This window comes from Epilithonimonas lactis, assembly GCF_900110605.1.
Lineage (GTDB): Bacteria > Bacteroidota > Bacteroidia > Flavobacteriales > Weeksellaceae > Epilithonimonas > Epilithonimonas lactis.
The window spans coordinates 364,781-386,175 of sequence record NZ_FOFI01000002.1; the positions used below are offsets into that span (position 1 = coordinate 364,781).

General features: G+C 37.9%; 23 protein-coding genes. 15 read left to right on the forward strand and 8 right to left on the reverse strand.

Annotated features, from left to right (window positions below):
• The first annotated feature begins 114 nt into the window (after positions 1 to 114).
• The 6 genes from miaB (at position 115) to BMW39_RS06935 (ending at position 6,729) form a co-directional block, all read left to right on the forward strand.
• The gene (gene miaB, locus BMW39_RS06910) at positions 115 to 1,548 is read left to right on the forward strand and encodes a tRNA (N6-isopentenyl adenosine(37)-C2)-methylthiotransferase MiaB (protein ID WP_034973335.1); all 1,434 of its coding nucleotides are present in this window, start codon (positions 115 to 117) and stop codon (positions 1,546 to 1,548) included.
• A 36-nt stretch (positions 1,549 to 1,584) separates the two neighbouring features.
• The gene (locus BMW39_RS06915; RefSeq protein WP_051879815.1) at positions 1,585 to 2,088 is read left to right on the forward strand and encodes a hypothetical protein; all 504 of its coding nucleotides are present in this window, start codon (positions 1,585 to 1,587) and stop codon (positions 2,086 to 2,088) included.
• Complete coding sequence (locus tag BMW39_RS06920) at positions 2,060 to 2,857, forward strand: tetratricopeptide repeat protein (protein ID WP_034973337.1); 798 nt, start codon at positions 2,060 to 2,062, stop codon at positions 2,855 to 2,857. The genes BMW39_RS06915 and BMW39_RS06920 overlap by 29 nt, the downstream gene beginning before the upstream one ends.
• A 71-nt stretch (positions 2,858 to 2,928) precedes the next feature.
• Positions 2,929 to 4,227 carry a sigma-54 interaction domain-containing protein gene (locus BMW39_RS06925; RefSeq protein ID WP_034973339.1) on the forward strand — a complete coding sequence of 433 codons (1,299 nt, stop codon included), beginning with the start codon at positions 2,929 to 2,931 and terminating at the stop codon, positions 4,225 to 4,227.
• A 23-nt stretch (positions 4,228 to 4,250) separates the two neighbouring features.
• Entirely contained in the window at positions 4,251 to 4,802 is a 552-nt protein-coding gene (gene lptE, locus BMW39_RS06930; protein WP_034973341.1) for an LPS assembly lipoprotein LptE, read from the forward strand.
• Positions 4,803 to 4,806: 4 nt separating this feature from the next.
• Positions 4,807 to 6,729, forward strand: coding sequence for a tetratricopeptide repeat protein (locus BMW39_RS06935; RefSeq protein ID WP_051879816.1), 1,923 nt, complete (start codon positions 4,807 to 4,809; stop codon positions 6,727 to 6,729).
• Between the two features lie 34 nt (positions 6,730 to 6,763).
• On the opposite strand, the gene BMW39_RS06940 is transcribed toward BMW39_RS06935, so the two are convergent.
• Entirely contained in the window at positions 6,764 to 7,588 is an 825-nt protein-coding gene (locus BMW39_RS06940; protein WP_034973343.1) for a GLPGLI family protein, read from the reverse strand.
• A gap of 1 nt (position 7,589) precedes the next feature.
• The gene (locus BMW39_RS06945) at positions 7,590 to 8,540 is read right to left on the reverse strand and encodes a GLPGLI family protein (protein WP_034973345.1); all 951 of its coding nucleotides are present in this window, start codon (positions 8,538 to 8,540) and stop codon (positions 7,590 to 7,592) included.
• A 229-nt stretch (positions 8,541 to 8,769) separates the two neighbouring features.
• Between BMW39_RS06945 and BMW39_RS06950 the strand changes: the two genes are divergently transcribed.
• From BMW39_RS06950 to BMW39_RS06985, 8 genes are all read left to right on the forward strand, one after another.
• Positions 8,770 to 9,099, forward strand: a complete 330-nt coding sequence (locus tag BMW39_RS06950; RefSeq protein WP_034973347.1) for a HesB/IscA family protein — start codon at positions 8,770 to 8,772, stop codon at positions 9,097 to 9,099.
• A 95-nt stretch (positions 9,100 to 9,194) separates the two neighbouring features.
• Complete coding sequence (gene sufB, locus BMW39_RS06955; protein WP_034963268.1) at positions 9,195 to 10,643, forward strand: Fe-S cluster assembly protein SufB; 1,449 nt, start codon at positions 9,195 to 9,197, stop codon at positions 10,641 to 10,643.
• 9 nt (positions 10,644 to 10,652) lie between these two features.
• The gene (gene uraH / locus BMW39_RS06960; protein WP_034973349.1) at positions 10,653 to 11,069 is read left to right on the forward strand and encodes a hydroxyisourate hydrolase; all 417 of its coding nucleotides are present in this window, start codon (positions 10,653 to 10,655) and stop codon (positions 11,067 to 11,069) included.
• A gap of 32 nt (positions 11,070 to 11,101) precedes the next feature.
• Positions 11,102 to 11,845 (forward strand): Fe-S cluster assembly ATPase SufC, encoded by a 744-nt coding sequence (gene sufC, locus BMW39_RS06965; protein ID WP_034973352.1) that lies wholly within the window; start codon positions 11,102 to 11,104, stop codon positions 11,843 to 11,845.
• 39 nt (positions 11,846 to 11,884) lie between these two features.
• Positions 11,885 to 13,192, forward strand: a complete 1,308-nt coding sequence (gene sufD / locus BMW39_RS06970; RefSeq protein ID WP_034974218.1) for a Fe-S cluster assembly protein SufD — start codon at positions 11,885 to 11,887, stop codon at positions 13,190 to 13,192.
• A gap of 242 nt (positions 13,193 to 13,434) precedes the next feature.
• Positions 13,435 to 13,956 carry a hypothetical protein gene (locus BMW39_RS06975; protein ID WP_034973354.1) on the forward strand — a complete coding sequence of 174 codons (522 nt, stop codon included), beginning with the start codon at positions 13,435 to 13,437 and terminating at the stop codon, positions 13,954 to 13,956.
• Position 13,957: 1 nt separating this feature from the next.
• Positions 13,958 to 14,302, forward strand: a complete 345-nt coding sequence (locus tag BMW39_RS06980) for a tRNA-binding protein (RefSeq protein ID WP_034973356.1) — start codon at positions 13,958 to 13,960, stop codon at positions 14,300 to 14,302.
• 73 nt (positions 14,303 to 14,375) lie between these two features.
• Positions 14,376 to 15,143 (forward strand): hypothetical protein, encoded by a 768-nt coding sequence (locus BMW39_RS06985; RefSeq protein ID WP_034973358.1) that lies wholly within the window; start codon positions 14,376 to 14,378, stop codon positions 15,141 to 15,143.
• A gap of 11 nt (positions 15,144 to 15,154) precedes the next feature.
• On the opposite strand, the gene BMW39_RS06990 is transcribed toward BMW39_RS06985, so the two are convergent.
• The 4 genes from BMW39_RS06990 to BMW39_RS07000 form a co-directional block, all read right to left on the reverse strand.
• On the reverse strand, positions 15,155 to 16,993 hold the full coding sequence (locus BMW39_RS06990) for an ABC transporter ATP-binding protein (protein WP_034973363.1): 1,839 nt from the start codon (positions 16,991 to 16,993) through the stop codon (positions 15,155 to 15,157).
• A gap of 57 nt (positions 16,994 to 17,050) precedes the next feature.
• Positions 17,051 to 17,686: a M28 family metallopeptidase gene (locus BMW39_RS06995; protein WP_245750461.1), complete on the reverse strand. Its 636-nt coding sequence runs from the start codon at positions 17,684 to 17,686 to the stop codon at positions 17,051 to 17,053.
• Positions 17,687 to 17,789: 103 nt separating this feature from the next.
• The gene (locus BMW39_RS19490) at positions 17,790 to 17,972 is read right to left on the reverse strand and encodes a hypothetical protein (RefSeq protein WP_245750462.1); all 183 of its coding nucleotides are present in this window, start codon (positions 17,970 to 17,972) and stop codon (positions 17,790 to 17,792) included.
• A 141-nt stretch (positions 17,973 to 18,113) separates the two neighbouring features.
• Entirely contained in the window at positions 18,114 to 18,503 is a 390-nt protein-coding gene (locus BMW39_RS07000; protein WP_034973364.1) for a DUF4293 family protein, read from the reverse strand.
• A gap of 173 nt (positions 18,504 to 18,676) precedes the next feature.
• Between BMW39_RS07000 and rho the strand changes: the two genes are divergently transcribed.
• The gene (gene rho, locus BMW39_RS07005) at positions 18,677 to 20,458 is read left to right on the forward strand and encodes a transcription termination factor Rho (protein WP_034973365.1); all 1,782 of its coding nucleotides are present in this window, start codon (positions 18,677 to 18,679) and stop codon (positions 20,456 to 20,458) included.
• Between the two features lie 77 nt (positions 20,459 to 20,535).
• Here rho and BMW39_RS07010 read toward each other — a convergent pair whose 3' ends face one another.
• Both BMW39_RS07010 and BMW39_RS07015 read right to left on the reverse strand, forming a co-directional pair.
• Positions 20,536 to 20,829: a GNAT family N-acetyltransferase gene (locus BMW39_RS07010; protein WP_034973366.1), complete on the reverse strand. Its 294-nt coding sequence runs from the start codon at positions 20,827 to 20,829 to the stop codon at positions 20,536 to 20,538.
• A 54-nt stretch (positions 20,830 to 20,883) separates the two neighbouring features.
• The gene (locus tag BMW39_RS07015) at positions 20,884 to 21,393 is read right to left on the reverse strand and encodes a hypothetical protein (protein WP_034973369.1); all 510 of its coding nucleotides are present in this window, start codon (positions 21,391 to 21,393) and stop codon (positions 20,884 to 20,886) included.
• Between the last annotated feature and the right edge of the window lie 2 nt (positions 21,394 to 21,395).

The window sequence follows — 21,395 nt, forward strand, 5'->3', positions numbered from 1 at the left end:
TTTCATCGTTATAGAAATAATCTCTTTTAAAGATAATCCTGCCATTCTGTCACAATATTTTGTATCTTTGCACCCAATTTTGAATTTGATTTTCAAAATCTAAATTTAATTATAGTGCAAGAAAAATATATAGACGAAACCAAACAAGGCGAAGCTTTTGCCATTCTCGAAAAACCTGAAAACGGCAAAAAACTGTTCTTAGAAAGCTACGGCTGTCAGATGAATTTCTCTGATTCCGAGATTGTTGCATCCATCCTAAACGAGCAAGGCTACAACACCACTTTGAACGTGGAAGAAGCAGATTTGATTTTATTGAATACGTGCTCCATCCGCGAGAAAGCTGAGCAAACCGTGAGAATGCGTCTGGCGCAATTCAAAAATCTGAAGAAAGAACGTCCAAATATGACGGTCGGCGTTTTAGGTTGTATGGCGGAACGATTGAAAACTAAATTCTTAGAGGAAGAACAACTCGTAGATTTGGTCGTAGGTCCCGATGCTTACAGAGATTTACCCAATCTATTGAAAGAAACTGAAGATGGAAGAGATGCCATCAACGTCATTCTTTCGAAAGAAGAAACTTATGCCGACATCAATCCAGTTCGTTTGGGTGGAAATGGCGTGACGGCTTTCGTAACCATTACAAGAGGTTGCGATAATATGTGTACTTTTTGCGTGGTTCCTTTTACGAGAGGACGTGAGAGAAGTCGTGACCCGCATTCTATCATTGAGGAGTGTCAAAGTCTTTGGGACAATGGCTACAAAGAAATTACACTTTTAGGGCAAAACGTTGACTCTTACCTTTGGTACGGCGGTGGTCCGAAAAAAGATTTCGCCAAAGCATCAGAAATGCAGAAGCTGACAGCAATTAATTTTGCACAATTACTTGATATGGTTGCCGTTACAGTTCCGAAAATGAGAATCAGATTCTCAACTTCCAATCCGCATGAGATGACGGAAGAAGTTTTCAGAATGATTGCAAAACACGATAACATTTGTAATTACGTGCATCTTCCCGTTCAAAGTGGAAGCGACAGAATTCTCCAGTTGATGAATCGCCAACACACGCGTCAGGAATATTTAGATTTAATAAAAAAAGGAAAAGAAATCGTTCCCGACATTTCGTTTTCACAAGATATGATTATCGGATTTTGTACGGAAACCGAAGAAGACCATCAATTGACAATGAGCTTGATGCGTGAGGTTGAATATGATTACGGTTATATGTTCTCCTATTCCACGAGACCTGGAACGCCGGCTCATAAAAAGATGGAAGACGATATTCCAGCCGATGTAAAACAACGTCGTCTCGCGGAAGTGATTGCTTTGCAGGGCGAACTTTCCCGAACAAGAATGCAAGGTTATGTGGGAAGAGTACACGAAATTTTGATTGAAGGTATTTCCAAGAAAAATAAAAACCAATGGAAAGGCAGAAATTCCCAAAACGCCGTTTGTGTATTTGATATGAAAGAAGGTCAGAAATTGGGCGACATTGTGTCTGTTTTTGTGCATGGCAATACGCAGGGAACGCTTTTGGGGGAAACGGTTTGATAGTTCATACTAATTGAATTCTTATTTGAATTAAGATTGAAGCATATTTTTTACATATTATTTCTACTGCCAATTCTTTTTAGCTGCCAGTCTGAGAAAGCAGTTAATGTCTATCCAAACCAAGTTGGGGATATCGAACTTGATGAAAAGTTAGATGATTCCAATTTTAAAAAATGTTTTGTTGATCCTTTTTCCTTCCAATATTATAATTTTGATGGATTTCAATATAAAGGCGAAAAATTAGAAATAGAAAAAAAATTAGAAAGATCAAATCTAATAAGTGACAAAAATTCAACTGGGTACATTACAATTCGTTTTGTAGTGAATTGTGAAGGAAAAACTGGAATGTTCAGAGTTCAACAAATGGATGAGAACTACAAAGAAAAAGTGTTTGACAAGAAATTCATTAATCAGCTTTTAGACTTTACGAAAAGTTTAAATGGATGGATTCCGCAAGAATATTTAGGAATAAAAATAAATTATTATCAATATTTAACCTTTAAAATAAAAGATGGAAAAGTTTCCGAAATACTTCCTTAGCTTTCTTATACTGGTTATTTATGCTAATGTGCAAGCGCAGGTAAACTGTAATGCAATTGAGGGCGAAAGGTGCAAAAAAGCATGCGAAATCTACAATAGCAATTCCGGTTCCCAAGGATCTCGTGAATCTCAGGAAAGTTTTGATAAGGCTATAAACCTATGTCCGAATTTCTCCCATGCTTATATGGAAAAAGCAGTTCCTTACTTGAAAAGAGGAGATTTTCTAACTTGGAAAAAACTAATTGATAAGGCTGTAGAGCTTAGCCCTAATAATCATTTGGATTACAGAGGCTGGTGCAAATTTCAATTTTTAAGAGATTACGAAGGCGCAATTCAGGATTTTGATCTACTTGAAAAATACAGACCTGGAAATATCGGCTATTCAGCAAATGGGGATTATAATTTATATGTCGCAAAAGCGATTTGTTACAGCGCTTTAAATCAAAAAGAAAAAGCGATTCAGGTTTTAGAAGATCTTTTTAAAACTAAAGATTACCATTTTGGACTTTACGATTATTATCAACTGGGCGTTATGTATTTCGAAACTGGAAAATACGACAAAGCCTTAGAAAATTTTGAAAAGCAAAGCAAAGTTTACGATTTTGCAGAAAATATTTATTTTAGAAGTAAAGTTTCTAAAATCAGAAATAAAGATTATTTGGATTTGAAAAGTCTAGCCTTGAAGTCATATGACGAAGGCAAAACAATGAAAGATGCTTACACCCATCATTTCAACAAAATTTACAGAAAGCAAATTGCTGAACTGTAAATTTTAATTAAAAATTCAAAACAAAAAATCTTCCGACTTTCTTCATCGGACATCGGACAAAAATTAAAAAAATGGCAGAATTACAATCCATAAAAGCACGCTTCGGAATTATTGGGAATTTCCCGGCGCTCAACCGCGCTTTGGAAAAGGCAATCCAAGTGGCACCTACAGATATTTCGGTTTTGGTAATGGGTGAAAGTGGTGTTGGGAAAGAATTTATCCCAAAGATCATCCACGGCGAATCCAGACGAAAACACCAACCATACATTGTCGTCAATTGCGGCGCAATCCCAGAAGGAACGATTGATTCAGAATTATTCGGACACGAGAAAGGCGCATTTACAGGCGCAACTTCTACCAGAAAAGGCTACTTCGAAGTGGCTGATGGCGGAACGATCTTCCTTGATGAAGTTGGAGAATTACCACTTCAGACGCAAGTTCGTTTGCTGAGAGTTTTGGAAAGTGGCGAATTTATGAAAGTAGGCTCTTCCCAAGTTCAAAAAACAAATGTAAGGATCGTGGCTGCGACCAACGTCAACATGATGAAAGCGATCACAGACAATCGTTTCCGTGAAGATCTCTATTACCGATTGAATACGGTTCAGATCGATATGCCAGCGCTTCGTGAGAGAAAAGGCGATATCCATTTGTTATTCAGAAAGTTTGCGATAGATTTTGCTGAGAAATACAGAATGCCAGAATTGAAATTGACAGACGATGCGGTTTCATATTTGGAAAACTATGCTTTTCCGGGGAACGTTCGTCAATTGAGAAATTTGGTAGAGCAGATGACCGTTGTGGAGCAAAACCGCGAAGTGAATTCCACAAAATTGGCTGAATACATTCCGATGAATGCGAATTTGCCAGCTGTGATCTCTAAAACCACTGGAGGCGGAACATCTGCAGATTTTGGATCAGAGCGTGACATCATGTATAAGATCCTCTTCGATATGCGTAGCGATATTAATGATTTAAAATCCTTAACTTCGGAACTCATAAAAAACAAGGGAAATACGGATCTTAGTCTGCAGGAAAAAAATCTCATTAACAGAATTTACACACCTGAAACACAGCAATCTGCAAGTCCGAATTCTTTGCTTTATTTTGAAAACAATCAGAACCATCAGCAGAATCAAGTTCATCACCCAATGATTGTTTCTGAAAATGAAGACCATCATTACAACGATGTGGAAGATATCGAACTGGAAGAAAGCAGACCAGAATCGCTATCCCTTCAAAACAATGAAAAGGATTTGATCATCAAAGCTTTAGAAAAACACAAAGGCAGAAGAAACAAAGCGGCCGACGAATTGGGAATTTCCCAAAGGACGCTTTACCGAAAAATTAAACAATACAATCTAGAGGAATAAAAACTCTAGAAAAAAGAATCAAAATGACCTCTACATTTAATAATCAATTTTCATTTAATCATTTCAAAACTGGTCTGTTTTTACTGGTTTGCTGCTTCCTGTCTTCCTGTTACAGTTTTACAGGATCTTCATTGAGTCCAGAAATGAAAACCGTGAAAATCAACACTTTTCCGAACAATGCAGCGAACAACCTGCCAAGTTTGAGTCAAGACTTTACAGTAGCTTTACAAAACCGATTTCTCCAGAGAACGACGTTGAAGGGCGCAGTCGAAAATCCGGATCTTTTGATAGAAGGTGAAATCAGTGATTACAACATTACGCCAACCAGTGTTGGTGCAGCTACGACGACCACAACTGGAAATACGATACAGGCTTTGCAAAATAAATTGACCATCACCATAAAGGTACATTATGAAAACAGCAAAGACCCAACGCTTAGTTTTGACCGAACTTACAGTGATGAAGCTGTTTTCAACAGTGATCTGGACCTCAATACGATTGAAACTGCACAAGTGAGAATTGTGAACGAGAGGATCATCAACAAAATTTACAACGACATTGTCGCCAACTGGTAAACATATGAATACTAGAATCTTAGAGTTAATAAAGAATCCAAAAATAATTACCGAATCCGATCTCTATATCTTGGAATCGGAGTCGGAAAAAATGCCTTACGCACAAAGCATCAAGGCACTTTATCTTTATGGGATCAATCTTTATCAATCAGAAAATTACAAAGAAAACCTCTCAAAAACAGCTGCTTACACGACTGATAAAAAGATACTTTATCAATTTATCAATTCTCAGAAAATCACTCAAAAAGAAGAAACGTCTGTTGATAAGACAACTGAACAAGTTACTGAAAATCAAATTCCTAACATAACAACCACTGCGGCAAATATCATTGAAAAAACCAATGAGAATGCCACAGAAATGGAGAATACTTCTGTTGTTCTCAATAAGTTTGATGTTGATAGAATAATTGAATCTGAAACTCAGGACAACTCAGAATTCATAGTTGTAGAAGGCGAGAAAAATCGTTTGCTGTATGAAGGTGAAGAGAATTTCCTCGAAGAAAAATCTCAGGAGATCGACATCGAAGCAACCAAAGAATCTGGCGTGATCACAGTTAAGGATGATCTGGACGTTAAGGAAAATCTGATTGTCAATGATGATAATCGTTCCGAAGAGACGATTTCTGAGCACAAGAATGTTGAAGAAGTGATAGAAACGCCTATCGAAAAAGTTCCCGAAACCAACGTTGATACTCAAGTTCAGGATGAAGATTCTTCTGGAAATGTGAGCTTCAACGGCATCGAAGAGTTTTTACCTCAAGTCAAATTCTCTGTTCCGAAAAATCATTTGGATTACCTGAATCCACCAAAAAAAGAAATCAGGAAAGAGGAAAATCCAATAGTAGAGAAGCCTGTTTCAAAATCAGAATATAAAGCTCCAGTTGCTGCGGAAATCCGTGAAGAAGAAGTTGACAACAGCCAGATCAGTTTTGGAGAAACACAAGCTTTTGAAGTTTCAAAACCTGTTGAAGGTAAAAAAACTGAAACAGTAATTGAAAATCAAAACGAAGAAAAAGCTACTGAAAATGAGGTCAATTTTGAGAACACGCAATCTTTCGAAGTTTCAGAATCTGAAAAAATAGAGGAAGCGGAAGTTCAGGTAAATCAAATTGCTGAAGAAGCCACTGAGGATCAAATCAGTTTTGAAAACACACAAACTTTTGAAGTTTCTCAACCAGAGAAAAATGTGATTGAGACTTCAAATCGAGAAACTGAAAATGCAGCTATTGAAGAGCAAACACCTGCAGAACAGCCAGTTTCTACTTGGAAACCAATGTCATTCTCCGCAAACACGCCAGACGCCTTGATTGGAAAATCGCCAGAAGTCGAAAAGCCAAAACAGGAGATCAAGATTGAAGAAAAAGTCGAAGAGCCTGTAGTGAAAGAGAAAATCATCATCGATGAACAACCTATTGAAGAAGAAGAAGAAGAAGAAGAAGATGAAAAACATCAAACCACTGATAACGAACGACCTGTGATGAATGTTTCATTTTTCGGAAATGACGTTTCAAAGATCAAAGAAGAAAAAGAGATCCCATCAATTCTCGACAAACCAAAAGCTGAAGAAATCCCAGACAGCAACGTTGGAACCTTCATTAATACTTGGCAAAGCTGGCTGAAGATCGACAGAGCAAAATCTGAAGATATTCCAGAAAAAACGATTGTCGTCAAAGAAAAGATCATCGACCAATTCATAGAAAAAAATCCTAAGATCTCCCAACTAAAAGACGAAGTCAACTTCGTGGTGAAAGAGAAAAAAGATGACATTTCGCACCTGATGACAGAGACTTTGGCAAAGCTGTATGTGGAACAAAAGCTCTATTCCAAAGCCATCAAAGCCTACGAAACCTTGATCGAGAAGCATCCGCAAAAAGAGGATTACTTCAAAGAAAAAATCGAGGAAGTCAAAGAGATCAGAAAATCATAAAACAAAAAATCAGGAATTAAGTTCCTGATTTTTTTTATTTCAATTCAATGGGATTGTTCTTACTTTTTGCCTCGGCTTCCATCCTTTTTTGGAATTCCTGCATTTGTTTCGGGTCAATTCCCGGTCTATTGCCGCCACCGCCAGCTGGTCCTCTTCCACTGCCGCCACTTCTCTGAGCTGTGAAAAAGCTGACTGGGTCCTTTTGCATCTTCTTTTCCATCTCTGCATATTTTGATTTGGAGAGTGTAATGAATTGTCCTCGATTCAAAGGTTGATGTAACTCTGATATTTTTTTTGTTTGCATCAGATCGAAAGAGTAATCACCTTTTTCGTCCTGAACTTTCACAATCAAACCAGGCAATCCAGAAAATTTATACGGGCCGTCTTGCAAAGGAATTTCCTGCGTGAACCACGCATACCAAGTTCTTCCACCGAATTTGGTTTCTGCTTTCTGTGTTTGGTAATCACCGATTTTTACAGTTTCTGGTAAGATATTCCATTGAAAGACCGGCGTCTCTGGATAAGAATAATTATCTCTTCCGATTCTGGATTTGTAGACCAAACTTTGATTGGCCAGATCCTTCTCAATTGTGAATTGCAGATTGCTTCTCAAGTTTTCCATTTGGCTGCGGTCAAAATTCTTCGTTGCCCGCATTCTTTCCATTACAGAATCTCTCTTCATCGAATTCTCGGCGTAGAAAATAGATCTCTTGCCGTCTGTATCGAGGTAGGCCAATTCGGTTTTCTTCTCAACATTGGTAGAATCGGGCGTCAATGTGGCTTGATAGACGAAACGAGTACTTTGCTGAGCCATTACAAGTGGCATTGCAAGTAAGCTTAATATTTTTAAAATTTTCATATTAATATTTATTACTTAGTTCGATTGGATTTGTATTTCCGAAGTTCATCACACTTCCACTGTTCGACGGAGATTGCGAAGAAGGATTTCCCATTTGCATATCTGGTTGCCCGCCCATATCGCCGTTTGGCATTCCATTCATACCTTGTTGACCGCCGAAACCGCCGTTCATCCCGCCGTTTCTTTGATTCATTCGGTTGAAGCTGTCGAAGTTGATTTCTGGGTCTTTATTCTTTACCATTTCCATTCGCACAGAAGCTTTATCACCTTGAAAGTTGATCCTTGTCGATTTTCTGGCTTCTGGTTTTATGATTTCCGAAAAGGCTTTTTCAATATTAATTTTCTTCACAAAACTGAATCTGTAATCGCCTTTGTCATCTTCCAATTTTAAGATCAAACCTGGAAGACCAAGGAATTTATAAGGTCCATCAGCGATTTTAATTTCTGGCGCAAACCAAGCAGTCCAAGTTCTACCACCGAAATTCATTGTTGCCTTTTGAACTTTATGATTATTAAAATCAGAGACTTGCGTGGAGATTTCCCAATTCATTTTTCGGTCTTCCTGATAATAAACTTGCTTCGAGCCAATGCTTTCCACAAAATTCACCGATCTGTCATCCCTATTTTTTGTAATGAAATAATCGAAGAATGTTGGTTGGATGGATTTTCCATTGGGCAATTTTGGAAATTCGGATTTGTCTTTTTTAGATTTTTTAGTTTCTGTAATGCCTTGTTGTCTTAGAACTGTGGTCAAAGAATCTCTCAGCAATTTGCTTTCGCTGATGAACAGTGATTGATTGCCTTTGATGTCCAAAAACGTGTTCTCAACTTTCATATTCACAAGGTTGATGGTATCTGGATTCACTTCTGTCTGGTAAATGTATCTTTCGGTTTGACTGAAAACTTTTCCGTAAAAGGAAAACATAAGCATCAAAATGAGGAGCTTCTTCATAATTTAAAACTGATTGTTTGATTAACAAAATCAAGCAAAGTTAATTATAAGAATTATCAGAATTAATAATTGTTCATTTTTTGACAACAATTTAACATTAACAAACTGTTTCTCATTACTAAAGCATTACTGGTCCATCATAGAAAATCATCAAAATAGATGTCATCGATTTGAGATTGCGGAAATTAGTTCGTACTTTTGTAGACTAAAATCAGTCTAAATAAAAACAATGATACAAGTAAGCGATCAGGCAAAATCTAAGGCGGCTCAGTTGATGACCGAAGAAGGCTTCAACCCTGAGACTGACTATATAAGAGTAGGCGTAAAAAGTGGCGGTTGTTCCGGACTAGAATACGTCTTGAAGTTTGATAATATAAAAAATGAAACCGACACAATCTTCGAAGATAACGGCGTAAGAGTCATTATTGAGAAAAAATCCATCCTTTATCTTGCAGGAACAGTTCTGGAATATTCTGGCGGATTGAATGGGAAAGGTTTTATTTTTAACAATCCAAATGCTGCAAGAACTTGTGGCTGCGGAGAGAGTTTCAGTCTTTAAAAATTAGAAACTTCGAAGACATTTGCTTTATTAAGTTTTGAGCTTAAAAAGAAATAATATTAAAAAATCTTAGCGCGCTTTGCGTTAAAAATATAATGGCAAAATATACAGAGGACGATTTAAGGGAAGACCTTAAAACAAAAGAATATGAGGCGGGCTTTTATACCGATATCGAGTATGATGATTTCCCGACTGGACTGAATGAAGACATCGTGCGCGCTATTTCTGCAAAGAAAGAAGAGCCAGAATGGATGACGGAATGGCGTTTGGAATCTTTCCGAATCTGGCAGAAAATGACAGAACCGGATTGGGCCAACATCAAATATGAAAAACCGGATTTCCAAGCGATAAGATATTATGCTGCTCCGACCAAAAAACCGGAATTGGCAAGTCTTGATGAAGTTGACCCAGAGCTTTTGGCAACTTTTGCTAAACTAGGAATCAACATCGAAGAGCAAAAAAGACTCTCAAACGTAGCAGTTGATATCGTAATGGATTCTGTTTCTGTGAAAACCACTTTCCAAGCGACTTTGTTGGAGAAAGGTGTGATCTTCTGCTCTATTTCAGAAGCGATCAAGAATCATCCAGACCTCGTTAAAAAATATCTTGGAAAAGTAGTTCCGAGAGGCGATAACTTCTACGCAGCACTTAACTCCGCAGTTTTCTCTGACGGAAGTTTCTGCTACATTCCAAAAGGTGTTAAATGTCCTATGGAATTGTCAACTTATTTCCGAATCAATCAGTCAGGAACCGGACAGTTCGAGAGAACTTTGGTCATCGCTGATGCAGGAAGTTATGTTTCATATTTGGAAGGTTGTACGGCACCATCAAGAGATGAAAATCAATTACACGCTGCTGTTGTGGAATTAATTGCAATGGATGACGCTGAGATCAAATATTCGACCGTTCAAAACTGGTATCCTGGAAATGAGGAAGGAAAAGGAGGTGTTTTCAATTTTGTGACGAAGAGAGGACTTTGTGAAAACAGAGCTAAGATCTCTTGGACTCAGGTAGAAACTGGTTCTGCCGTAACCTGGAAATATCCATCTTGTATCTTAAAAGGTGATAACTCAATTGGAGAATTTTATTCGATTGCAGTGACGAATAATCATCAATACGCCGATACAGGAACAAAGATGATCCACATTGGTAAAAATTCCAGATCAACAATTATTTCTAAAGGAATATCTGCTGGGAAATCTCAAAACTCATACAGAGGATTGGTAAAAGTGATGCCTTCTGCAAAAGGAGCGCGTAACTTCTCCCAATGTGATTCTTTGTTGATGGGTAACGAATGTGGCGCACACACTTTCCCATACATCGAGATCAAAGATCCTACAGCACAATTGGAACACGAGGCTACAACTTCGAAAATCGGTGAAGATCAGATCTTCTATTGCAACCAAAGAGGAATCGATACAGAGAGAGCGATTGCATTGATTGTGAATGGATTCAGTAAAGAAGTTTTGAATAAGCTTCCAATGGAATTTGCAATCGAGGCTCAGAAATTATTGGAGATTTCGCTTGAAGGTTCAGTAGGATAATTAGAAATAATGAAAAAGTTTTTATATCTATTTTTCGTCATATTATTTACCAGCGTTTCGGCTCAGGAAAAGAAAGAATTTCAGCTTTCAAGCCACATTCTTGACATCACCGTTGGTCAACCTGTCGAGAAAGTAGATGTTCAGTTGGAAAAGTTTGATGAGACTACAAAACAATGGGTTTCATTAGGCAAAAAACAAACGGACAAGAATGGTAGGATTGCCGATTTTTTACCATATTCTAAAGACTTAAAAAGCAATTACGGAAAATATAAACTGATATTCTTAACGGAAGATTATTTTAAAAATAAAAAAGTAGAAAGCTTCTATCCATTCATTGAAGTTGTATTCCAAATCAAAGATGACAAGCACTATCATGTGCCGATCACATTATCACCGTTTGGATATTCAACTTACAGAGGAAGCTAATATAATTGACATAAAGAAAAGTATAACTAAGGATGTTACAAATCAAAAACTTACACGCCAAAATTGAAGATGGCGCAGAAATATTAAAAGGAATCAACCTTGAGATCAAACCAGGCGAGGTTCACGCAATTATGGGACCGAATGGTGCTGGAAAATCTACACTTTCCTCTGTGATCGCAGGGAAAGAAGATTATGAAGTGACCGAAGGAAACATTCTTTTCGAAGGTGAAGATATCGCTGAAGATGCACCAGAGGAAAGAGCGCACAAAGGGATTTTCCTTTCGTTCCAATATCCGGTTGAGATTCCTGGCGTTTCTGTTACCAACTTCATCAAAGCAGCGCTTAATGAGACCAGAAAAGCAAATGGCCTGGAAGATATGGGCGCAAAAGAAATGCTTGGCCTTATCCGTGAAAAATCTGAGCAATTGGGCATCAAAAAAGATTTCCTTTCCAGATCTCTAAACGAAGGTTTCTCCGGAGGTGAGAAAAAAAGAAACGAGATCTTCCAAATGATGATGCTGAATCCCAAATTGGCCATTCTTGATGAGACCGATTCCGGACTTGATATCGATGCTTTGAGAATCGTTGCTGATGGTGTTAACAAATTTAAAAATGAAGGGAACGCGGTTCTTTTGATCACCCACTACCAAAGACTTTTGAACTACATTCAGCCAGATTTCGTACACGTTTTGGCAGACGGGAAAATTATTAAGACAGGAGATAAATCTCTAGCACTAGAATTGGAAGAAAAAGGCTACGACTGGCTTTTAAACTAAAAACAAATCTTCTAACAGATGCAAAATCAAACCATTACAATGGCTTTATTTGAACAGACAATAGATCAACATTCAGATTTTTTGGGAACACTTCGTCACAGATTTTTGGACGAGGACAGAAAAACCGCTCTTGAGGCTTTCGCTTTGAAAGGTTTTCCAACCAAAAAAGACGAAGAATACAAATACACCAACCTAAAAGAGATCACGGAGAAAAACTACAATTTTTTCCCGACAGAGGAGCACCACATCTCGAGAGAGCAATTGGATGCGCTTCATTTGGGCGAGGAAAACTTTGACCGGATCGTTTTCATCAACGGAAAACTTCACAAAGAATTTTCTAAGATCTCCATTGGAAATGCCGAGTTCCTTTCCTTCAATTACGCATTGAATGATGCGGCTCACAAAGAGGTTTTCGACAAATATTTCAACACGATCGCCAACAAAGATCTGGCTTTCACGAACTTGAATTCAGCTTACTGCAAATTCGGATTCTTCTTGAGAGTTCCGAAAAATGTGGTGATCGAGAAACCAATTCACGTTTTCTATCTTTCTCAAAATCAGGAAGAAAACACGTTCTACAACACAAGAAATCTCTTGATCGTAGAAGAAGGCGCCAAAGTGGAGATCATCGAAAGTCATCACAATTTGGACGAATCTTTCGTGCTAACCAACTCTGTGACAGAGATTTTCACTTATCAAAATGCGAAAACCGATTGGCACAAATTGCAAAACGACAACGACACGTCTTACCTTGTAGATCACACCTTTGCGAAGCAGGAACGAGACAGTTTGACAACGGTGAACACCTTCACTTTTGGAGGAAAATTGGTTCGTAACAATCTGGATTTCATCCACAACGGTGAGAATATCAACTCGTTTATGAACGGGATCACGATCATCGGAAAAGACCAATTGGTGGATCACCACACGGCCGTGCACCACAACACGCCAAATTGTGAATCTTACCAGAACTACAAAGGGATCTTCAAAGACAGATCACACGGTGTTTTCAACGGAAAGGTTTTCGTGAACAAGATCGCTCAGAAAACCAATGCTTATCAGCAAAACAACAACATCCTTCTGGACGAAGGCGCAAGCATCGACACAAAACCTCAGTTGGAGATCTTCGCAGATGATGTGAAATGTTCGCACGGTTGTACCGTTGGACAGCTAAACGCAGACGCCATGTTCTACCTGAGAGCGAGAGGAATTTCCAAGAAAGAAGCCCGAGCACTTTTGCTTTACGCGTTCGCCAACGATGCGATGCAAAACATTGATATTGAGCCATTAAAAGTAAAAGTTTCCAAATTACTCGCTGAAAAGCTGGAGGTAAGTATGGAATTTTAAAACTTCAACATAAACAATCTAAATCCCGGAATTTTCTGGGATTTTTTATTTTTGGGCGCCTTTATCCGCCTTCCGTTCCCGCTTTTTTGCCATTGCGAAAGACGGGAAGCAATCCATAGAACGATTCAGCAAACGCAATGACAAAAAGAGCTCCACTCAAGTCGGGGCGCGGTGACGACCTATTTTGAACATTTGTCTTTAAATTGTAAATTTGATTAAATTAAGATTTACAAAAAACACAAATGAACTACGAACAACTACAATTCAACCTCAACGCTTACAAAGAAACAGGCGAGATCCTAGATGCCGCAAAATTCCTCATTCACCAATTCGATTTGGACGACGACAACTTTGCAGGCTTTGGTTTCCGTGATGAATTAGAAAAGAATTCCATTCTCTTAACCGCAAATGGAGAACTTGGAGAATTGCAACACGTGATGATTCCCAAAAACCTCTTTGATTTTGATTTGACCTTAGTTCTAAATATGTTGGCTCACGAGATGTTGCACGTTCGCCAGAAATCGCCGAGAATGATGATTTTGGACAAGAACGAACGCGAATGGCAAGCTTACTACGAAATGCTTTTCCACACCAATTTTCCTCAAATCCCGACGCTTTCTGATTACTATCTCAAATTTTTCGGAGAAAAAGCATTGCTCTATTACTCAAGAATGGGTGAAGGAAGTGAACTTCAACTAAAGTATGCTGAACAAAAATTGGAAGTTGAAAAACTATTAGAAGATTTAATTAACAAAGAAAAATAAAATGACAAAACCCGAAATAACCTGGCAGGATTTTGAGAAAATTGACATCCGCGTTGGAACGATAATTTCCGCAACAGATTTTGAAAAAGCCAGGAATCCCTCTTACCAGCTGGAAATCGATTTTGGAGATCTGGGAATCAGAAAATCTGCAGCTCAAATTACAGCTTTATATAAAAAAGAGGATTTGATTGGAAAACAGATTATGGCCGTTGTCAACTTCCCGAAAAAACAAATTGCTAATTTCTTCAGTGAGTGTCTAGTGATGGGTGTTTATGGCGAAAATAAAAATGAAGTAACCCTTTTGACATCAAGTTTGCCTGTGAAAAATGGTCTAAATATTGGTTAGTTATTTTTATCATATTTGCTAAAAAATTTGACATTTGATAAATAAAAACTAGCAAATTCGTAAAAAACACGCTATGGAAACAAATCAATTGACAGAAAAACAGACCAAAAAAAAAAGCAAAGTAATCTACATCATCTTTGGGGTGATCTTTTTATTAGTTATCGGATATTTTGTTTGGCAAAATTACCAGGACAGAACATCTGCCGATGAGGGTTATGAAACTACCACGGGAGTAACTTCAACCTTGTACCCAGATACAGAGAACTATGACTATTACAATAAAATGTTATTCGACATTAATGAATATGATGGCATCTCGCAAAACTATCGGGAAGGCATAATGAAGGTTTTTCGCGACAATGGTCTTTTTGAACCTGCTGAAGGTGAAAAAAGGTTTTCTATGACGAAGATCAAAGACAGAGCTTCAAAAGTATATGCGTTCGGTGATTTTACGGGGCAAACCAAAAACAATGAGCCAGAAATGGCATTCCTTATCCAGTCTGAAGATGCCTACGAAAGTAAGCTATTCATCATTTCCAGTGACAGAGATGTGCTTTTCCGAAAGGATTACAGCTACGCGCCAATCATCAATTCCTTCAAGAAAGGAAGTAAGATCTTTATGGAAGGTGAAACTTTGAAACCATCGCCAAAAGATGGCTTGATCATCAAATCCAAAGACTCCAAATATGCATTGGTCTATAACGAAAGTTCTAAAACCTTTGACGAATTTTATCAATATACCAACGAAGATCTGACTCAAAACCAAAAAGAAAGAGAAAATGGTGGATCGGATGAATATCAGGAAGATTCGGAAGAACCTACTCCAGAAGAAACACCTTAATATTCATTTAATTAATCAAAATTCTGCAACTCGACCAGCTTTCTGTAAGTTCCGTTTCTTTCCATCAATTCCTGGTGAGAACCTTGCTCGATGATGTCGCCTTTTTCCATCACGACAATGTGATCGGCTTTTTGAATCGTTGATAATCTGTGAGCGATGATCAATGACGTTCTGTTCTCCATCATTTTTTCCAGCGCGTCTTGAACATATCTTTCGGACTCAGTATCCAAGGCAGAAGTCGCCTCATCCAGAATCATAATTGGTGGATTTTTCAGAACCGCTCTGGCGATGGAAACACGCTGTTTTTGTCCACCGGAAAGTTTGTTTCCATCGTCACCAATATTGGTGTAATAGCCGTCTTGAAGCTGAGAAATGAATTCATGTGCATTGGCGATTTTTGCGGCCTCTATCACTTGTTCTTCGGTTGCATCTGGATTTCCCATCAAGATATTGTTATAAACCGAATCATTAAACAAAACAGATTCCTGAGTTACCATTCCGAGAAGCTGGCGGTAATCGGTTAGTTTTAAGTTTTTGATGTTCTGACCATCAATCAATATTTCGCCTTCAGAAACATCGTAGAATCTTGCTAGTAGATTGGCAATCGTCGTTTTACCACTACCAGATTGTCCAACCAAAGCAACCGTTTTTCCTTTTGGAACAGTAATAGAAACATTCTTCAGGATCAAGTTTGATTTCTCGTAGTAGAAACCAATATTTTTGAATTCTATTTTATCTTTGATTTCTGAAATTGGTGTTGGATTAGCTATTTCTTCCACTTTTAGATCATAATCCAATACTTCCGAAACCCTTTCCAAACTCGCCATTCCACCTTGGATAGCTGAAATTGCATTAGACAATCGTTTCGCAGGATCTAACACCTGAAAGAAAACACCGATAAATGCAAGAAAAGTCGCAGGATCCTTGTTGGTTCCATTGATGATCTCCATACCTGCATAATACGTGATGATCAACATGGTAACCGAGCCAAGGAATTCACTCATCGGAGAAGCCAACTCACGTCTTCGGCTCATCGAAATGGCGTGGTGTTGCCATTGACTGGTGGTTTTATTAAACCTATTTTTAAGGATCTTATCTGCGTTGAAGATCTTAATGACCTTTGAAGATTTCAAGGTTTCATCAACCAAAGAAAAGAGATTTCCCAATTCTTCCTGGGCAAATCGTGCTTGCTTCTTCAAACTTTTTCCGACCCAGGAGATGATCCAACCCATGATCGGGAATACAACCAATGAGAAAAGTGTCAGTTTTGGAGATAATAAAAACAAGGCGGTCAATGATGACAAGATCATAAACGGCGAATTCACAATATCGACCAAAGATCCCATAATCCCACCTTCTACAGCGCCAATATCATTGGAGATCCTGGACATCATATCGCCTTTTCTCTGTTCTGTGAAAAAGGAAACTGGCAACTTCAGAAATTTATCATACATCGAAGTACGAAGATCACGCGTAATCCCAACACGATAATTGACCAATAGATAAGAACCAAGATATCTGAAAATATTTCTCAATAAAAATGCAACCGCAGTAATCGAACAAAGAACAGCCAAAACTTTGATGCCTCCGTGTTCGTCCATATTGATCTGGATCGTGTAGTAGGCCCAATCCTTTACGTAGCCAAAATAATCAGCAATTCTACCACTCCAAACAGGAACTTTTGAAGTATCAACTTTTTCGACAGTTCCGAACATCACGCTAAGAATTGGCAATAAGGTACCAATAGAAGCAATCTGAAGAAGTGAATAAAGAATATTGAAAAACATACTGCCCCACAAAAATCTTTGATGTGGCTTGGCAATACTGAGAATACGTTGAAATGGTTTCATTCAAAAAAATTGGAAATGCAAAATTACGGAAAATAAATAGCTTAGTTTATCCAGACGCTAGAAATTGAAATTTACTTTATCGTTGTATTTTGGAGTGAAGTTTTTGGTGTCGAATTTTTCGATGGTCTTTGCAAAATTGTTGATAATATTCGTCAGATTATCTGCATCAACAATGTTAATATCGTCATTCACAGCATGATAATGCGTCGCTTTGTTCATATCAACCGTTGAGATCGAGTGTGCAATGATCTTCTTTTTAACGAAATTCACATTGTCTGAGCGGTAAAACAATTGTTGACCTTGGTATGGATCGGAATGAACTTTCAAACCGTTGACCGCATTGGCATTGATCAATTCATCAAAGTCAGAAAACTCGTCGCCGGTCATAAACACAGCATTTTTTCCGAATTGAGATTCTGTAGCCAACATTTCGAAGTTGAAAAGTGCGGCGATATTATTGAAAACGGGATTCAGATCTTTGTTGTCAGAAAGTGCTTTCGAGCCTTTCAATCCAATTTCCTCAGCATTGAATGCCATGAAAACCAATGAGTAATCCGTCTTTTTATCTTTGAAATAATCGGCCATTCCAATGACTGTAGCAATTCCGCTGGCATCGTCGTCCGCGCCATTGTAGATATTGTCGCCAGATTTATTATTGGTTCCGATGTGATCAAAGTGTCCTGAGAAAGCCAAACTTTTTTCAGATTTCCCTTTTTTGATGCCGCAAACGTTGAAACCTTTCTGTCCTTTGTACTCAAATGGAATCAGATATGAATTGCCAAAACAGTAATCGAGATTATCTTTTTTGAATTCCGATGTATTCGGCAGCTTTGTCGTTTTCGGGTGTTCCGAATTTTCTTCCTTTCATCTCGTCAGAAGCCAGAGTTGAAACAATATTGACAACTCTTTCTTTGGAGATCTCTTGGGCAAATGACAGGAATGATTGGGCAAGCACAATTGCGGTGATCAGTTTTTTCATAATGGTAAATTTATTAATAGAACAAAGATATGATTGATAAGTCATTGATTCTTTGGATTTGTTACCATTAGCCTTAATAAAAATAAAAAAAACAGCCTCCAAAAAGGAAGCTGTTCTTACTCAAAAAAATCGTCGTCAAGTTTATCGAAGTCTGTCTACAGATTTTACGAGCCTCTCATCTTTCTTGATGTATACATTTGCCAAGAGCAAACATACGATCGCAATCACTGAGAAAACCGGCTCAATACCCTTCTCAGGAAACTGAATTCCTCCGGATAAGTTTTGTAGCCAATAAATCAAAAAACCAAGCAACAAAGCGTTTATGAAAATACTGATGTTATTCAGCAAGATCTGTCTTTTTCGGTTTTTGAAACTGAAGATACTAAGCAATCCCAATAATATTAATAAGACCGTAGAAATATTGATAATTAGATTTCCACCTAACACATCAAAGTCCTGAGCTGTCAGGTTTAGGAACAAAGCGCCTAACACAGCTAATAATATCCAGATTGTTTGTATTCTTTGTAACATCTTTTTTGATTGATTCCTTTTTAGAAAGGGAACAAATTGTCTGCAAAAATAAAATAATTTTTGCGTAATTCAAAAATTAATGTAGATTTGCATTGTAATCACCTATTAAAAATGATAATCGCCTGATTTTCATTCTTACTTTTACAAAAATAATTTACTTTTTTACGCATTATATGTTTAATATTGAAACGCTAAGGTCAAAATCCGATGAGGAATTGACCAAACTTTCTAAAGATCTAGGCGTCAATTTGGCAAAAAAAAGCTCTCCAGAAGACACTGTTTTCGCAATTCTGGACTATCAGGCTTCAAATCCAAAAATCATTAAAGATTATCTAAACGCCAATCAGGAAAATATGAATAAGAACACAGAAGACAATTCTGAGGAAAAAGCTGCTCCTGCTAAGAAACGAGGCAGAAAACCTGCAGATAAGCCAAAGCAAGAAGCAGAGATTCCTACAACAGAGGTTGCAAAAGAAGATGTTCCTGTAGCGGTAGAAGCGCCGGCAGCAACGGAGGAAGTGAAAAAACCAAATCCACCGAAGAAAAAGCCACAAAGAACAAGAGTTGTAGCCAACGAAAACCAAGAGGTCGTTGCCGAAGCTAAAACAGCAGAAGCGCCTCAGCCAATAGAAACAGAGCCTAAGACTGACGAAAAACCAGAGGAAACAAAACCTCAACAAAGACAGCCTCAACAGCAAAACAACCGTCAGCAACAGCAAAAGACCAATAACAATAATAGAGGTCAGCAAAAAACACAAAATCCCAATTCTTCCCAACAAAACAATCAAAAAGAACCATCCGAAAACCAACAGGACAATTCGCCAAAGAAAGAATTCAACTTTGATGGATTGATCACGATTGAAGGTGTTTTGGAAATCCTTCCGGACAATTACGGATTCCTTCGTTCTTCAGATTTCAGTTATATCTCTTCTCCAGACGACGTTTACGTTTCTACCAATCAAATCAGAAATTATGGTTTGAAAACGGGAGACACCGTAAAAGGATTTGTAAGATTGCCAAAAGAAGGCGAGAAATATTTCTCACTTTTGAAACCGACTGAAGTTAATGGACGCGATCTGGCTTTCATTAAGGACAGAGTGGCTTTCGAATATTTGACGCCGCTTTTCCCTCAGGAGAAATTCAATTTGGCGGGAAAAGGTTCTACACTTTCTACAAGGATTGTTGACTTGTTCGCTCCAATTGGAAAAGGACAAAGAGCAATGATCGTTGCACAGCCAAAAACCGGTAAAACGATTTTACTAAAAGATATTGCCAACGCCATCTCTGCCAATCACCCAGAAGCCTATATGATGGTCCTTCTTATCGACGAACGTCCTGAGGAAGTTACGGATATGCAAAGAAGTGTGAACGCGGAAGTGATTGCATCTACTTTTGATGAAGCAGCAGATAAGCACGTAAAAGTCGCGAACTTGGTTCTTTCAAAAGCACAAAGAATGGTGGAATGTGGCCACGATGTTGTCATCCTTCTTGACTCAATCACAAGATTGGCAAGAGCTTACAATACCGTTACTCCAGCTTCCGGGAAAATCCTTTCTGGTGGTGTGGATGCCAATGCGCTTCACAAACCAAAACGTTTCTTCGGTGCAGCCAGAAAAATCGAAAATGGCGGATCTTTGACCATCATTGCAACCGCTTTGATCGATACAGGTTCCAAAATGGACGAGGTGATCTTCGAAGAGTTCAAAGGAACGGGAAATATGGAATTGCAATTGGATAGAAAAATTGCCAATAAAAGAATCTATCCAGCTGTAGACCTGGTTTCATCCAGCACAAGAAGAGATGATCTTCTTTTGGACGAGGCAACGATGCAGAGAATGTGGATCATGAGAAAATATCTTTCTGATATGAACCCTCTGGAAGCAATGGAATTTGTACAGAAACAAATCCAAGGAACAAAAAATAATGAAGAGTTCCTGATGTCTATGAATAGATAATCTTATCCTTAAAATAAAAAAAAGTTCGGCTCGCAAATGCGAGCCGTAACTTTATAGTAAAGTAAAAATCTTTACCATTAATTCATAAAAACGTCTTCGACATCTGATTTTCTCTTCAAAACAGAATGTGCGTAAGAACAATGTGCTTTGATCTTCCAGCCATTTTTTCTGGCAAAATCAACTGACTTTTCCACCAATTGTTTTCCAAGGCCTTGACCTTCAAATTTTGGAAAGACCATCACATAGCTCACAATTAGTTTTTTAAGCTCAGGAACTATCGTATAGGTCAATCGTCCGATATCTTCTACACTATTTTTTAAAGTGATGTAACCACCATTTCCAGATTTGTTATTTTCAAAACTAAGATCCATAAGATTGTATTTTTTTTAGGTATAGCTAAAAATATTCCAAACAATCTTAATTCATCAAATAATTTTGGTTTCAAAGTATTTCAACGCGATTGCGATCAAAAAGGCTATTATCATCAAGGTTAGATTTCTATTTCGCTTTTCTGATCTCAGAATTTCATTGATGGTGTTTTTTATTTTTTTATGATTGAAAACTAAGAGTATTAATATTAAGATCTGATAATAGATCGCCGAATTCAAAGCTGTGATCTCATAAAGATAATCCTGCAAAATGATATTAGACAAAATAATCGTAAGCAAGATGCAGCCAAGAACTCTGGTGCGATTGAACAGTAATAATATTCCACCTAAGACTTCAAAAATGCCAATGATTATCGGATAAACCAACGAATAGGAATAGAAGGTCCACATCAACTTGTGACCTTCCGAGACATTCAAATTTGTGGAATCTTTAAAGCTTTGAAATTGAATAGGTTTGCTAAGTCCATAAATAATCATGGAGCCTGCAACGACGAAAATGATGACCCAATAAAAAAGGTATTTGATCTTTTCCTGATACGAGTTCATTG